Origin of the sequence: Cohnella sp. LGH (genome assembly GCF_017671885.1) — a bacterium.
Classification (GTDB): domain Bacteria; phylum Bacillota; class Bacilli; order Paenibacillales; family Paenibacillaceae; genus Cohnella; species Cohnella phaseoli.
In genome coordinates, this window is record NZ_CP072117.1 from 5,913,425 (window position 1) to 5,929,540 (window position 16,116).

A 16,116-nucleotide genomic window follows, 5' to 3' on the forward strand; every position below is an offset into this window, starting at 1 on the left:
GACAGAATGGTGAATCGTACCCTATCGTTAAGAGATAGAAAGCTTATGCAGGAGGAACCGCCATGAAGATGCTGGAGTTCATCATACCGCCTTTACCCCAGTTTATAACTGTCGGTCATTCCTGGTGGAAGAAAGGGAAAGCACATTTCCGACGCAACTGGGACATTTACGATCTCATTATCGTAACCAACGGCACTTTGTATATAACGGAAGACGACCAGCCCTATACGATTTCAGCCGGCAGCATGCTGCTGCTGGAGCCGGGTCGCACCCACTTTGGCCATCGTCCCTGCGAACAGAATACGGAAACCTATTACGTACACTTCAGCCATCCTGTTCCTCCTCGCGAGTTGAACAGCGGCGGCTTCGAGTGGTCGCAAACCCTGCAGCCGCCAACGGATGACGATGCCAATCCAAGAGCGCATACGATGTACCTTCCCAAGCATGCTGAGGTTGGCTTGCCCCCTCTACTTCAGATTCTGGATCGGATGGTAGAGATTCGCAATCATATCTTTATACGGAATGCTCTGGAGCTTCATAGCCTGACCTCTCAGTTATTACTGGAGCTGCAGCAGGTCATCCATCAGACGAAACCAATGTCCCGATCACTGGAGCTGTGCACCCGAATGGCGCGATACCTGGAGTCGCATATGCGGGAAACCTATAGCTCGAAGAAGCTGGAAGACGAGTTTCACTTCCACATCGATTATTTGAGCAGATGCCTGAAGAAGCATACTGGCATGACCCCTTTGCAATATCAGCACCATATTCGATTGGAACGAGCCAAACAAATGCTTGCCCATACGATGACCAGCGTTCAGGAAATCGCATACGAACTGGGATACGAGCATAGCAGCTATTTTATCCGCACCTTCCGCAACAAGGAAGGTATCACGCCGGGAGCCTACAGAGACCGCTTTGTTCCTGGAGCGAACTAATCGCCATGCACGGTCCTTGGACAAGCGCATGGCGATTCTCATTGCTCATTTGTATGATTTATGGCTACTTCCCTTTTGTAACTACGATATCCACTTCTGCTGTTTTGTAGTTCCCCGCATGATCGGTTACCGTGTAGACAACCGTGTAAACCCGCTTTTTCGCCTTCGGAGAAAGCTCTGCCCGAAGCTTGAATTCCAAATCATGGGCTCCGAACTCCGCGCCCTGAATATCACCAGGGCTGTCCCCACCGAATAATCCGCTGTCCAATTCGCTGCTAGTTATGGAGGTTAATTGAATATCCCTTATCCCGGACGTTTCGTCCAATGCATGCAACTTGACCTTTATATCGACCAGCTTCTTGTTCGGCGCGCCCAAATCGATATGATAGGGCTGGATGGTCACCTCAGGAGCCGTTTTATCCACTGCAATCGTCCTGCTTTGAACAGGCTCGGCATTACCAGCTTTATCCTTGCTGTAGAACGCTAGCGTGTGGGTGCCTTCGGCGTGAATCTCGAGTTCTTGCTCATATCTGTTCCATTCACCGTCATTCAACCGAAAATAACTGCCCACAACGCCTGAAGGATCGACAGCTTCCAATTGTACGGTTACGTTCGATCGATACCATCCATTCTCATGATCTCCTTCAATATGCGCAACGGTTTCCGGCGGACTCGAATCTGTTGAACTCTCCATCGCATAATGGTTAATGAACGCTACCGTACTAACCGTACCCCCTTGTTGAGGTAGCGAAACGACAACCTGGTTCATCTCCTTGATCTCCCCTGCAGGAATGTCGAAATCGACATACCCGAAGAAACGCCCCGGTTTATTCGTGTAACTGACATCACGTTGATAGTTTTTGCCGTTTACAGTGACGCTCATCGGAACGTTAAAACCATTCTCACGGCCGAATGATACCCGCAAGACAGTGGATTGCAATTGCTCGACAGGAGCAGCAATCTGGAAAGCAGCCGGTTGACCCGTGGCCTTCAGCATCTCATCAGCGTAATACGTTTTTTCCAACAAAATATCTTTCACAACAGGCGATTTGTCCAATGTTATTTTAATGATGGAGGTTTCCTCCACTGCCATAGGCATACTCTTCAGATCAGCCTGTTTCTTCGTCTCATAATGCAGCTTGCCTTGCTCCAGATAGAGCCTTCTCTGCTCAATATCATAAATTTTGGCGCCGCCGAGATCGAGATTCAAATCCAGGTTAACCCGCTGCGGGTTCATATTGTTGACTGCGACATAAATGACATTGTCCGATTGCGTAGCATGAACATAAACCTTGTCATGATTGGCCTCAACCGGGAGCAGGTCTCCTTGGTAATCCTTCCAGAAATCCAGATAATACTTCAGCGGAGTAGGAACTCCCAGGCTGCCGTCTTCCTCATATCGGAAGAGCATATCCGGCGAGCCCTTATCCCACCATTTGATCGGCAACAAAAACGGCACGACCATGTCAAATTCATTTGCACGATTCATATATCGAATCATATAAGCATTAAAGTTTTTCAACTGGATCCAGTAATCAATATCCGTCGCACCCGAATGCAAGGTTCCTGTTTCCGAGATCACCATTGGCTTGATGTTGTTGGTTAACGTCATATGATTTCGGAGCAAATCAAGCACCGCCTCCAGGCGGCCTGTCAAATACCCGCCATAGTTAGCGTCTGTTTCATTCAATATCAAGTCCTTGCCTTCGTAGAAATGATGCGAATAAAAGTCAAGATGTCCTCTCGTCAAATCCATAAATCTCATTTGCTCCCTGGCGCTCGCGAAAGCGCTAGTATCCAGCGTCATATTCGCGCTAGTCGGTCCCCCTACCAGAACCTCGGGACTGCGTTCCTTGATTTTGTCAGCCGTTACATTGTGAAAGTCAGCGAGCAGCCCCCAGGAATCATAGGCGGCATCATTATGATAGATCCACTCCGAACGAATGGTTGATTCGTTTTTCACTTCTATATAGGCAGGTCCTCTGCCATCCAGCTTGCGATTATAGGCTTCCGTATAGAGGGAAGCGAGCTCGGCCGCAGCTTCGAATTTGTCAACTGCCGGCGTCCCCCTTGGATTATTGGGCGTATTGGCAGGCCAATTCCAAGTCGGCCAGTTGTCGTAAGCGATGACATATTTCATGTCCGGCGCATACAGCTTGTCATATTGTTCAATTAATTGTGAATCCTTCTCATAATGCTGATCGAAAAACGACTCATCGGCATATCCGTCCCGGAGAGGGTCCTCAGTCAATAAAGGATCGCCAGGCTTATGACCGATCTCCAGCGCGTCCCGGAATTTGAACATTTGCCTTCCCGGAAGGAATCCTCTCTCGGACAAATAAGGTGCTATTTCATAGGTGACCGGTTCTCCTAACGGATTGGCATACACTCTGCGAAACTTTTCCTCTTCCATGCGGGTAATCCCATCAATGCTGCGTCTCGTGGTTGCGTCCACATGGACCTGTACAGGTAATATCGGTTTGTCCTCTCCCAACACCCCCCACGCTCTTACATCATAAGTAGCCGATAGACCATTCGGCTCATGCAAGACAAGACTCGTTACAGTACCCGTTCCTTTCAACCTGAGCTTAAAACCCTCATATTGCCCTGACTGGACCTTAATGTGAAAGGGGCGTCCCATAATGACAGTCTCTGAGCGGAAATATTCGCTTAACTTCTCCTTGCCTGTCGGACCTTCCCAGTACACTTCCAGGTTCTTAATCTGGCTCCCATTAATATTCAGCTCCCGAAAGAAACCAGCGACTCGCATAATTTCAGGAGGAAGTTCGATAACCTTCTCACCCTGAATCATTCCGGTCTGACTTGCAATCGTAATGAGTTTAACCCGCTTCTCACCGTTATTCACTTGTGTGATATATTCAATTGGATAAGTATCCGCCAGCCCTGCAATAGAATCATAGTTATCTTTCTGAAGCTGCACATCGGAAGGCAGCTCGTATGCCTTTGCAACGCCGCCTGTTTGCGGTAAGAACAATAAGCAGCACATCATCAACATGATCAGATATCTGATCAACCTCATTATCGAATCCCCTCTCCAATGGAAAATGATCGGTCCGCCTGCACGGAACAAAATAACCCCGACGCACTCATCCTTGTTCATGGCAGCAGAACTCTAGATGGTTGTAGGGGTTGGTCATCATTCCTTACTTCTTGTAGCGAATATCGTACGCCTCCTGCATAATTTCCAGATAGCGCTTAATATTCATATTGCTCAGCTCATTCAGGTAGCCGTCCCAGCCAGCTTCCAAATTGGCATCGCCCATGATGAACTGGACAAGCATGTTGTCGACGTAATCATTGATGGTCTTCTGCAAGCCCAGCAACTCCGACGACTGCGCCTCATTGAAGATGAGCGGCGGAACCATAACCGTTTCGTTGCGGAACGGCTCATAGCTTTTGGTCGAGGCATGCAGGATGTACTCTACATTGTTCACCGGATCATTGATGGCTTCGCCAATTCGGAAATCAACGGTCCGATTCGTCGGGTTGGCCTGATTCCAGCTGTGATTGGCAACTTCACTAGTTTTCTTCAAGCGTACGAACGTCGCTGGATTGCCCTCGAGGCCTTTTTCGCCACCCTCAGCTTTTCTCCAGTCCTCGCCTTCAATGCCGAATAACGAAAACATTTGAACCTCTCGATCGTAGAAGGCGTCAGCCAGTCGAACAGCAATTTCAGGATGCTTGCTTGTCGCACTAACTACAAATCGGCCGTTGACATTTCCTTTCCGGTTCTGAGCGTTCACATATTGTGTGCCAGATGGGCCTTTTAGCGGCGGAACAACCACATAATCCTTCCATCTTTCATTATCGGATATCGGGATTGGACTTCCATTTGGAGCTGCGCCCAGAATAACAACATCCCCATTGGCTCCCAGTTGCTTCAACTGATCGCCATCCTGTACGAAAGCCTCTGCATTAATTAATCCTTCGTCGAACAGATTCTTCATATACCGCAGTCCTTCACGGTATTGCTCGGACATAAATGCCGCGTCTACAGCGCCATTATTCAAAAACAATCGCCGTGTCGTATCGCCGTTAATGAAATCATAATAGACGAAAGCGTTCATTAGAAAGCCTTCAACAGAGCTGTTCCACCCTTTGGGTGATCCGGACAGCGGAATTTCATCAGCAATGCCATTACCGTTGGGATCCTGAGTCTTAAATGCCTTCAGTACTTCATAGAATTCATCCGTTGTTGTTGGCATCTCCAGTCCCAGCTTATCCAGCCAAGGCTTGTAAATCCAGAGCTTACCGGAGTAGTAGCAGTGGTAGCATTCATTAATATCCGGCATCGTGTAGATATGCCCATCATTGGAGGTAATCGCCGGTTTTAAGTGCTCCTGCTCAGCAAATATGTTCTGTGTATTCACTGCATGCTCCTCAATTAAATCCTCAAGCGGAAGGAATACTCCCTGGTTGCCATAAATCTCGAGCTGTGCATCTGTAATACCCATATTCATAAAGATGTCAGGATAATCACCGCTCGCCAGCGTCAGATTCAACTTCTCTTTCATGTTGGATTCCGGAACCGTCTCCCACTCCAGATGCACATTGGTCCGCTCTTCCAGCCACTTCGTAAATTCGTTCGTACGGTAATCCTCTACATCCGGCCGTAGTGCCGCAAGCACCTTTAAAGTAACCTTCTCTTCTACAATCGGAAAGGTACCCGGCGCAGAAACAGCGCTCGTATTACCCGCCTTGTCTCCCTCCTTATTGTCCGGCTTCGCATTGGATTCGCTTCCATTGGAGCAAGCGGCTAAAAGCAAACACATAAAGAAAATCGCAAGAGTCCATTTTTGTTTCACTCTGTTTTCCTCCCTTTTAATGAACCTGATTCAAATGGATGACTGATTTGCGGGGCCTCTGACACCTGGTGCCAGGAATATTAGCAAATAAGCATCACCCCTCTCCATAAGCTGTCTTGTTATAAGATGCGCTACTCCTTTAACGATCCGATCATAACACCTTTTACAAAATGCTTCTGCACGAACGGATACAATACGAGAACGGGTCCTGCGGCGACTACGATCAAAGAATATTTGAGAAGCTGCCGCAAGGCATCCTTCTCCGCTATTTCTACGGCATCGGCCACCATGCTCATGTCCACCTTGTTTTGTACCAGAATATCCTTCAATACAATTTGCAAGGGGTAAAGCGATTGATCCTTCAAATAAATAAGCGCGTTGAAATACTGATTCCAGTGGCCGACGGCATAAAATAAACTAATGACTGCGATAATGGGGGCAGACAGCGGAAGCACGATCTTCCACAGGAATCGGAAATCGTTGCAGCCGTCCATCTGTGCCGCCTCCAGCAACTCGCTGGAAATAGTTACGCGGAAGTAGGTACGTGTAATAATGACATTCCACACGCTAAGCGCAGCAGGAATAATAAGCGCCCACCGCGTATCCAGCATACCGAGATCTTTGACAAGCAAATAGCGCGGGATTAATCCACCGTCGAACATCATCGTGAATACAAGCAGAACCATAAACAGCCTGGCGCCATAAAAGTCTCTACGAGAAAGCGGATAAGCCGCCATCAGCGTAAGAACAACATTAAATAGAGTGCCTACAATCATGTAATAGAAGGAATTTATGACAGAGGATACGATCAGCTTGTGTTTGAATATCGCTTCGTAGCCATCAAGCGTTGGTTGAACCGGCCATAGCCATACCTTCCCGGAGACGACAGCTTGGCTATCGCTAAAGGATGCGCTTACAATGTAGATGAGGGGATACAGCGTAATCAGAACCATCGTTAGCAGGATACTATAATTGATCCAGGTGAACGCCGCATCTCCTCTTGATTCTTTAATTCTCTGCTTTGGACTTTTAATGTGATGCACGTGTGCCCCTCCTCACCATAGACTCTCTTTGCCGACCACGCGCGCGATCTGATTGACAGTAATGAGTAATAATAGATTGACGATAGACTTGAACAAACCAATGGCAGAGGCATAAGAGAAATTCAGCCCATCCGAGATTAGTCCGACTTTGTAGACATAAGTATCAATAACTTCAGAGGTTGTAATATTGACGGGGTTCTGCATGAGATAGACCTTCTCAAACCCTGTTTGCATCAAATTGCCCATCGACAAGATTAACAGAATGACCATGACCGGCATTATGCCAGGAAGATCAATATGCCAAATCCGGCGCCACTTGCTTGCACCGTCAACGACAGCAGCCTCATGCAGCGTCGGGCTTACGCCTGCCAGCGCCGCCAAATAGATAATGCATCCCCATCCAGCATTCTGCCAAATATCGGACAGCACGTAGATGGTTTGAAACAATTCAGGCTTCGCCATAAAGTGAACGGGGTCTACACCTATTATCGTTAGAAACTGGTTTACAATTCCTGTTCGCGGATCAAGAAACTGGAGCAGCATACCGACCATTACAACTGTGGATATAAAATGCGGCGCATACGTAATCATTTGCACCGTTTTTTTGAATCTAGCCTGCCTGACGTAGTTCAGGCCAAGTGCCAGGATGATTGGCACCGGAAATCCGACGATTAAATGATAGAAGGCCAGGCCAATCGTATTTTTCAGCACTCTCCAGAAATCGTAAGAACCAAAGAACCTCGTCATGTGCTTCATGCCGACCCATTCACTACCCATAACACCTTTCACGGGAATAAAATCTTTAAATGCGATTTGAGCTCCGTACATCGGCCAATATTGAAAAATAATTAAATAAGCAAACGGCAATGAAAACAATACAAGCAGCTGCCAGCTTCTTTTCGCCTGTTTCAGATGTGCTGCCAGCAGACGCAATCTGACTTTTGGATGGGCTTGTATGGATGTAACCGTTCTCATCGTTTTGTAGTCCCCCTCTTCTATTGTTGAGCCTCTTCGACAATTTGATCTTAGCTGTGAAGGCGTATTTATGCTATCTGCATTTGCCCTTTCTTTATTCAAAAGACCAAAAAAGCTGTCATTCCATTGATTTTTCATTATTCATTTTCATAACAATACAAAAAAAACAGCCGCTGCATGCGGCATACAAGGAAGGATATTCAATTCTTAGATTCACTGACCGGAAAATGCTCGATAATGCGTAGGCGTTACGCCATGCATACGCTTGAACGCTCGGCTGAATGAATTCAGCGACGAATATCCCACATGGTCAGCAATTTGTTCAATGTTGAGCCTGGACTCCGACAATAGCTCTTTGGCAGCATTCATACGCTTGGTGTTCACATATTCCGTGAAAGAGCAGCCTGTATGTTCTTTTACCAGCAACGAAAGATAAGTCTCTGATATTTGGAATTGATCCGACAGCATGGGCAGACATAAGGAAGGGTCTGAATAGTGGAGGTCCAGATAACTGACAATTTCGCGCATCAGCTCTTGATTCCGAATACGCTTCTGGTCAATGGTCTTGCTCGCAATGTGTTGGTACAGCCTTGTGATTTGATAAAAGCAGGCCTCTGCTTCACCTGCTCCATGAGGCAATTGCAGAAAAGACATCATATCTATACTTTCATCCTCGAACATCTGCGTGCCCGACTGATCAATAAACTTGAGAGCCGTACTGACCAATTCGGACAACAAGAGCCGTAGGACAGGTTCGATTAAAGAACGCTCAACAAAATTTTCGACGAACAAGTTGCCAAAGGTGTTGTCAAGCTCCTCCATGTTCCCGCTTCGCAAATAGTTAAGAAGCTTCTGCTCCAGATCAAAAGGGTAATAATACGATTGCGGATGTCTGGGCAACTCATCGTAATAGGGCATGGGACTAGAGGAAGGCATACCGAAGGACAACGCAATGGAGGCCTCTTCGGAGGATGCCGACACATCCATTAATGAGGAATAAGGTCGTCCTATGCCGAACTGCAAGGCATGTTGGAAGCGTGCGAGAAACAGCTCCTGAATGGCACTGAGCTTCATGGTCAGCTCTTCCTTCCAAGCATCCTCACTGACTGTATCAGAGGAATAAATCATTGCCAGCCGGCTCTCGCCAATATCCAGCATACAAGCGTGATTTCCTTCCAGCTCCGCGATACATTCCCTCAGCCCTGCTTTTTCCAGATCCAGCTTCTCCAATGCTCCCATATCAATCGACTCCAAGATATAGGGTAATTGAATAATGATAACGGAATATCTTTCGCCCTGTAAGGGAATATCCAAATATTGCATCACAGACTCCATTTCTTTCTGTCCGGGATACGCACCATCCAGCAGCCGTTGCAGGAATGCCGCCTGCAGCAACGGTTTTTGCTCTTCAATGCTTCGATGCAGCCGCTCATTATGTGACTCTAATTGGAATACAGTCTGAATAAGTACTTTTAATGGTCTGCTGTTGCGATAAGCAAACAGCACAGAAGCCACGCCTCCAATAGCCAGCATGCCGAAGATAATAACCGCAGATATTTTTTTGACATAGTACACCTTTCGCAGCACGATATGCTCAGGCTGTACGGCAACGAGACTCCAGCTGCCGTTGTCGAGCCCAATGGAGGTGACGAATTGACCGGAAGGCTGCTCATGTCCACTATGGCTGGTTCGAGGAAGGAATTCGCCGCTGCCGGCAACACCGGCAATAATGTCACCCTCCTGGTTGGCAAGATATGCATAACCGCCCTCCGAGAGATCAATCGAACGCAACGCATTCCTTATAGAAGAGCTGTCGATGAACATCACAATATGTGACAAATAATAGCTTGGATAACCAATGGTATGAATGTAAGGAATCAGCCGGCGTTCACCATTAGCGTTGCGGAGCTTCAGCTCCGGCATTATCTCCTGATAATAGTACCGATCCTCAAGACCCTCAATAAACTTGTGGACGAAATCCGACTGCGCTTCCGCGCTGGAAGCTCGGGATAATAAGCTTTGTTTATCAGGTGATATTACAAATTGGCTTTTTATATAATGAATGTAGTAATTTTCAATGGATGGTGTAACGGCCGAATAGCTGCCCAGCTGCTTCTGCAATTCCATCAGACGTGTAATGCTGCTTCGCTCATATGGGTTCTCAATTTGCTGCATGGCGAGCACCCTCGGATCCTGACTTAGGCTAATGGCAAGCTGATTGGTCTCTACAATCTGTCGATTCAATTGCTGCTTAGCCAGCTGTAGGACGGCCTGGTTGCGGCTCGACACCTCTTCCTTCACCACACGGCTCGTCTGCTGATACATGATGACAGATACCAAACTGGCAAGTAGCAGCATGCTCAAATAAGGTATAAGAAATTTGAACACCGGCCTCCCGCGACGATTGGACATGTTCTCCCCCCTTGACTCGTTCATTATTCGAGAATAAGAAAGCGTTATCATTTTATTGTCGCAAAACACGAATGCATATAGTGCATTCGCGTTAGATATACGGTGACTACTCCATCCCAATTTTGAAGCCTGTCGGATACGGAGTTAAAGCTAGAGAAGAAACATCGATCCGCAACCCCTCATCGGAAACTGTCCAATCAAGCGACAAGCTGCCATCAAGAGTGTTTACACTTGTAACGACACTGCGGAAATGTCGTGAATTCGTGGACAGGGATCGAATCATAATGGTTCCGCTAGGGGGCAGCTTCATAACGAAAGCATATAACGTCCCATCCTTAAAGGTAAATCGAATATCTTCCTCTGTATAGGCACTCCGTTTGCCTTCCGTATGCATTTCTTCTCCGGATTGGGTCGGTCCTTCACCGTATATTTTCCAATGCGTCGTATCGTAAATGCCTTCCCCGTTCACGGCAAGCCAATCACCTATCGCAAGAAGGATGGACTCGTCTTCCTGAGGAATCGTTCCGTCCGCCTTCGGTCCAACGTTCAACAGCAAACAGCCGTTCTTGCTTACAATATCGATCAAATCGCAAATGATGTCCGCTGGTTCCTTGTATTGATTATTGACACTGTGAGACCAAGAGTTGCGGGCAACAGATGTGTCGGTCTGCCACAGCTCGGGACGAATGCCATTCAATTGGCCGCGTTCAATATCGAACACCGCTGTGCCATGCATATAGGCGTCCAGCTTGTAATTAATCGCGACCTCCGTCCCCCACTCCGCTGCTCGATTATAATAATAGGCTGCGAATTTCTTAAGATATGGCTTGAACCGGACATTCATGATCCACCAGTCGAACCAAACAATCGATGGCTGATATAGGTCAACGAGTTCGCAAGTTCTAAGCAGCCAATCGGTCAAGAACGCTTCGTCCGGTCCATCCCCGTGAATCGTCCATTCCGTGTCCCTTTGCTGAGCTGGACCATACAAGCCGCGGAAGCTGTCATCCTGGACATCGGAATGAAAGGTCATTCCACCGTCGTAGAACCACCAGTGCTCCGCCCGATGTGAAGACACGGCGAATTTCATTCCTTGCTCCTGCACAGCTTCCTTCAGGGCTCCGATGATATCGCGCTGCGGCCCCATCTTCGCTGCATTCCACGGCGACAATTGGCTGTCGTACATTTGGAAGCCATCATGATGCTCAGCGACGGGCATCACATACCTCGCGCCCGCTCTGCTGAATAAGCTCGCCCAGGCCTCCGGATCAAACTTTTCTGCCTTGAACATCGGAATAAAATCCTTATATCCAAACTCATGCTGCGGGCCATAGGTTTGAATATGGTAATCAAACATGCTGACATCCTGCCGATCCCGTCTGGCGCTATCCTTCATGTACATTTCACGAGGATACCACTCATTCCCATAAGCAGGGACCGAGTAGACTCCCCAATGAATGAAGATGCCAAATTTCGCCTTCTTATACCAACTGGGTACGGTATAGCGGCTTAACGATTCCCAGTTGTCCTGAAACGGACCTTTCCCAATCACTTCATTTATTTGATTTATATTTATCATAGTTGTTCATCTTCTCCTTGCTTATGTCTGTCGATTTGCGACCAAAACTGTTGTCCTGCTGGATGCATGCGATCTCCTGAACGATAGCTGTGTTCTATCAATTCTTTCATTAATATTTGCTCCATATGGGAGGAAGCCGGATTACCAATTAGATTGTATCGCTCCAAAGGGTCCTCGCTTAAACGGAACAATTGGGACTTATGGTGATAGACGATGAGCTTGTACTCTCTGCTCTTCACGGCTCGGACAAGGTCGGCATAGGCGAAATACAGCCTATCCCGATCCGGGATTGCTCCGTCGCGAGAGAACAGAGAGGCTAGACATGCTCCTTCGACTGTTGATGGAATCGGAACTTCCGTTAATTCGCATAAGGTAGGGTAGATGTCGGATAAATATACAAATTCATCTCTTCGCTGGCCTTTCGGAATCCCCGGCCCAGAGAAAATGAGCGGAACCCTTACGCTATGCTCATAACAGCTTTGCTTGCCCATTAGTCCATGCTGGCCTACCGCGAGTCCATTGTCTCCTGTAAATACGATAATCGTATTATCGAACAGGTCCGTTTCCTTCAACGCATGGATAATATCGCCGATTCGATCGTCCAGATGTGTAATCATGGCATAATATTCTGCCAGATGCCCCCGAATTTCTTCTTCAGTTCGCGGATATGCCGCCAGCCTCTCATCTCTTATATCACGTATGCCATAATCGAAAGCATGCTCACACGCAACATTATCAGGAAGCGTCAGCGATGCTGGATCATACAGCTTCATATACTTCTCCGGCATGCTTCGAGGATCATGGGGAGCCATGTAGGACACATACAGGAAGAACGGCTCCTCCTCCTTACGCTGATGAATCCATTTTACGGTGGTATCCGAGAACAGGTCAGTTGAATGAACGCCAGCTTGAACCTTGTCAGCAGGCCGATATTCCACTTCGTTTGACAACATACGATCTCTAATTACAGGAATTGTCCCCGAGTAGTTTCCATCCGAATGATAATGGAAAGCGGGTACATTCCAATGATCCTCCATTCCTCCAAAAAAGATATCCTCTCCGTCACTGAAGCTCCGGTTAAAGGAGGCGGCGCCGTTATGCCATTTGCCAATGCCGAAGGTGGCGTAACCCGCTTGCCTGAACGTTTCCCCCATCAATACATGCTCTTCAGGAATGCTTCTTCCGTCGTCATGAATATGGAACAACGTTCTTCCTGTATGCAGCATCGCGCGGCTGGGCATACAGACTGCACCTACCGTGCCGCCTGGAATATGAGCCTGGCGAAAGGCGGTGCCGTGCTCCAGAAGGTCATCCAAATGCGGCGTATGAATGTCGGTATTGCCCAAAGCGCGCAGGGTATCAAATCTTTGGTCGTCTGCGAACAAGAACACTATATTGGGTCTCTGGTCAATCATGCTCACGAACGACCCCCTTCTTCAGAATCAGGTTGCCGTATTGTGCCCGTTCACCAGTTGCAACAATAACATACGCTGAACTGCTCCGTTCATAGAAGCTGAATCTCTCAATCGATTCCAATGAGGATGACAATCCTGTTTTTCTATTCAGTATCGCTTCATAGGAGTCCCAAATCGTTGTCTCTACGGGATCGCCTGGGACAACGGCCATAACCGCCGCAGGCTTCTCCACATAATCGTCCAGTGGAAGCACCTTGACGATCGCTTCCAGCAATTCAACAATGCCAATTCCATCGCATCGCACAAGTCGTTGCGCATGGCTTGCAACTGGAAAATTGGCATCCGCCAGTACCAACTCATCACCATGTCCCATCTCTCTCATCCATTTCAGCAAATCCGGCGGCAATAGTACGGGAATTCCGATCAGCACCTGTGTTCCCCCTCATGCTGTCCTCTTTTGCGAGACGATATTTTTCTTAGCTCGCATGGGTTGAAGGACTATGACATTACTTCTGTAATCAGCATAGTCCTTCAACGCTGTAGAGAGAAGATGCAATCTCGACTTGCAATGTTCAAATATCGACTTCTAACACATACTTAGACAGAAGCCAATGGATCCAGACCGCGCTTTCTTCTCTAGTTAAGTACACAAGCGTTTCATCTTGGGGAGGGGCTTCGAGAGCAGCCAAGCCTGTCAGCTTAATAGCATTGCCCAGCATTTCAAGGCCTTCTTGTATGGTCAAGACTTGCATCGGTCTGAACGTATGATCCCCATAACCTCGAATCAATTGATGCTCATGAGCCGTACTGACGTAAGCGCCATACCAGCTCCTCCGCTCTAGCCAGACAAGCAGGCATCCCCCATTAGCTAAGGAAGAGTACGACAACTATGAGTGAAGCATTGCCCCATTTATTCATATAGGGTTTTCCTTCCACAGTTATTTGTGCCAGGCACGGATATAATCTACCTCGAAGAGGGAATTCAAGCTGTCTCCCGGAAGTCCGTCCCATTCAAATATTTCAGTATCCAAAAAAATGTATTGATTCTCGTACATAAATGTATGAGATTTTGTACGAATCAATTGACCGTCGAAACACCATCGTATCCTTATGAGTGTTCCTCTTCTTGGATTAAATGACCGCAGATGTAATATAATTATCGCTGAGCATCGTTTCTCCAGATGCTGCAATTACCTTTCGGACAACAGATACTTCATCTCCATAGACAATACCGCTTCCTCCGGCGTTATATACGTATACCTCAGCACTGGTATTAGTTGAGCCCGTCGTGAACTCCACAGTACCTGACGTCCAGCTTGAACTGGTTACTTCTTTCAACTTTTCCGTGCTGCCATAATTTTTAACGCCTACATTCACTTTGGTGCCCGATCCTTTTTTAACCAAGCCGAAAGCTTGTAGGTCGTATTGGGCTGCAGACCAGTAATAATCTGCTGAACAGCACCTTGACCATTAATGACCACGCCATATAGGTCGCGATATTGGGCTGAGACGGATGCTGTTTTCATCCCTGAACCCCAAGCAGACCAATTGGACAGATTACCTGTTTCAAAGCTTCCATTCTTTATTAAGTTTTCATTTTTGGTACGAAGCTTTGCCGTACCATTACTTACCCAGACGATCGAAGGATCGAATTGGGAGGGATTGCGTCCACTCCAATACGTATGTTTATTAAACCATTTCCATATTGACTAGCCAGAAGACGATCTTGCCCTTTAGAACCTTTGCCATTGTCATCACTCCATTCATCACAATATATAGAAAGCGCTCACTCGAAAAGAATGACCCCGTTTCTTAGTCCGTGTCATTCTTTGTAAAGGAATTAATGAGCCTCCATAATTAACATTTTCGACTAGTTGTTTCAGAGTAACTACTACTCCATAGACAACACTTTGTAATAAAATCGCTTTTGCACTTTGGTCATCTCACTGGAGATGTCTACTCCGCCCACATACAAGTCTCGAACGTCACTTGCTCACCAGGAGCGATGCCTCTTGCTCCCGTCATCTCCGGGGGATATGGCAGATTGAAGGCGTCAGTCAGACAGGAGTATGGCTCCAGGCAGATCGACTCCGACCAATTGGGACGGAAGATAAGCAGATATGGGAAGGTGTTCCCAATGGAATAGGCGATCGTATAGCCTTCTTCTATCATCTGCAGTCGGCAGATACGCTCCTCCCCCTCCTGAAGCTCCACCATTGCTGAGCCAAGAGGAGCAATACGATCCAGCGGAAGCCCCGCGCGCAGCTCTGCCGCACGTTCGGTATCGGCTGGGGTACCCTCAATGAAGGTGAAGCTTGAGATTGGCCATTCCTTGGCTGCCGGAGCTTGCAACAGTACTTGTCCGCCCCGCAGATTGAAGTAAGGATGTAGGCCGAAGGCGAACGGGGCCTCGTCCACGCCCTCATTGACGATGGCGCCGTCCAGTCGAAGACGTCCACCTAGCAAGGAAATTGTCACGTTGAATACGAGAGGATGCTGGAAGTAAGCCAGCATATCCTCATGATCGGAATAGCGAAACCGAAGCACAACATAGGCCCCTTGTGCTTCCGTTCCTCCCCATTCCACGACCTCCCAGCTTCTTCGCGCCAGCTCGCCATGCAGATGGCGGTCCGGCTGCTCATTGATTGGCAGCTGATAGGGTCTTCCCTTGAATGTAAAGCTTCCGCCTTGCACGCGATTAGGCGGGAATAGAATGGGTGTGCCGTACATCGTTTCACTTGCTCTCAAATCATGAATAGAGCCCGGCGCAGCTAACAGCTCTCGCCCAGACGAATGAAACCGAATCAGATTCCCGCCAACTTCCGGTACAAGCTGCGCAAAATCTCCGCGCTCTGTATCCCGCAGCTCTACAACCGAATATCCATCCTCGACTTTACAAATAACCTCATATTGATTCATGCTTCTTCG

Annotated in this window: 13 protein-coding genes; 1 reads left to right on the forward strand and 12 read right to left on the reverse strand. The window is 47.7% G+C overall.

All coding sequences use genetic code 11. The annotated features are described in order from the left end of the window. The first annotated feature begins 62 nt into the window (after window positions 1-62). Entirely contained in the window at window positions 63-938 is an 876-nt protein-coding gene (locus tag J4772_RS24870; protein ID WP_209071853.1) for a helix-turn-helix transcriptional regulator, read from the forward strand. Between the two features lie 64 nt (window positions 939-1,002). Here J4772_RS24870 and J4772_RS24875 read toward each other — a convergent pair whose 3' ends face one another. The 12 genes from J4772_RS24875 to J4772_RS24925 all read right to left on the reverse strand — a co-directional run bounded on the left by J4772_RS24875 (window position 1,003) and on the right by J4772_RS24925 (window position 16,107). Beyond that, window positions 1,003-3,954, reverse strand: coding sequence for an OmpL47-type beta-barrel domain-containing protein (locus J4772_RS24875; protein WP_209071854.1), 2,952 nt, complete (start codon window positions 3,952-3,954; stop codon window positions 1,003-1,005). A 148-nt stretch (window positions 3,955-4,102) separates the two neighbouring features. Beyond that, window positions 4,103-5,764, reverse strand: a complete 1,662-nt coding sequence (locus tag J4772_RS24880) for an ABC transporter substrate-binding protein (RefSeq protein ID WP_246608276.1) — start codon at window positions 5,762-5,764, stop codon at window positions 4,103-4,105. Window positions 5,765-5,895: 131 nt separating this feature from the next. Beyond that, complete coding sequence (locus J4772_RS24885; protein WP_246608859.1) at window positions 5,896-6,798, reverse strand: carbohydrate ABC transporter permease; 903 nt, start codon at window positions 6,796-6,798, stop codon at window positions 5,896-5,898. A 21-nt stretch (window positions 6,799-6,819) separates the two neighbouring features. Then, window positions 6,820-7,782, reverse strand: a complete 963-nt coding sequence (locus J4772_RS24890) for an ABC transporter permease (protein ID WP_209071855.1) — start codon at window positions 7,780-7,782, stop codon at window positions 6,820-6,822. A 213-nt stretch (window positions 7,783-7,995) separates the two neighbouring features. After that, on the reverse strand, window positions 7,996-10,194 hold the full coding sequence (locus J4772_RS24895) for a helix-turn-helix domain-containing protein (protein WP_209071856.1): 2,199 nt from the start codon (window positions 10,192-10,194) through the stop codon (window positions 7,996-7,998). Window positions 10,195-10,300: 106 nt separating this feature from the next. Then, window positions 10,301-11,773: an alpha-L-fucosidase gene (locus J4772_RS24900; RefSeq protein WP_209071857.1), complete on the reverse strand. Its 1,473-nt coding sequence runs from the start codon at window positions 11,771-11,773 to the stop codon at window positions 10,301-10,303. Beyond that, window positions 11,770-13,188, reverse strand: coding sequence for a sulfatase family protein (locus J4772_RS24905; protein ID WP_209071858.1), 1,419 nt, complete (start codon window positions 13,186-13,188; stop codon window positions 11,770-11,772). The genes J4772_RS24900 and J4772_RS24905 overlap by 4 nt, the downstream gene beginning before the upstream one ends. Next, on the reverse strand, window positions 13,181-13,618 hold the full coding sequence (locus J4772_RS24910) for an RbsD/FucU family protein (RefSeq protein ID WP_209071859.1): 438 nt from the start codon (window positions 13,616-13,618) through the stop codon (window positions 13,181-13,183). The genes J4772_RS24905 and J4772_RS24910 overlap by 8 nt, the downstream gene beginning before the upstream one ends. 142 nt (window positions 13,619-13,760) lie before the next feature. Continuing rightward, window positions 13,761-14,075: an S-layer homology domain-containing protein gene (locus J4772_RS37625; protein ID WP_371822741.1), complete on the reverse strand. Its 315-nt coding sequence runs from the start codon at window positions 14,073-14,075 to the stop codon at window positions 13,761-13,763. Between the two features lie 244 nt (window positions 14,076-14,319). After that, window positions 14,320-14,592, reverse strand: a complete 273-nt coding sequence (locus J4772_RS24915) for a hypothetical protein (protein ID WP_209071860.1) — start codon at window positions 14,590-14,592, stop codon at window positions 14,320-14,322. Then, window positions 14,562-14,894 carry a carbohydrate binding domain-containing protein gene (locus tag J4772_RS37630; protein ID WP_209077421.1) on the reverse strand — a complete coding sequence of 111 codons (333 nt, stop codon included), beginning with the start codon at window positions 14,892-14,894 and terminating at the stop codon, window positions 14,562-14,564. Before J4772_RS37630 ends, J4772_RS24915 begins: the two co-directional genes overlap by 31 nt. A 250-nt stretch (window positions 14,895-15,144) precedes the next feature. Then, window positions 15,145-16,107 carry an aldose 1-epimerase gene (locus J4772_RS24925; protein WP_209071861.1) on the reverse strand — a complete coding sequence of 321 codons (963 nt, stop codon included), beginning with the start codon at window positions 16,105-16,107 and terminating at the stop codon, window positions 15,145-15,147. Window positions 16,108-16,116 lie beyond the last annotated feature (9 nt).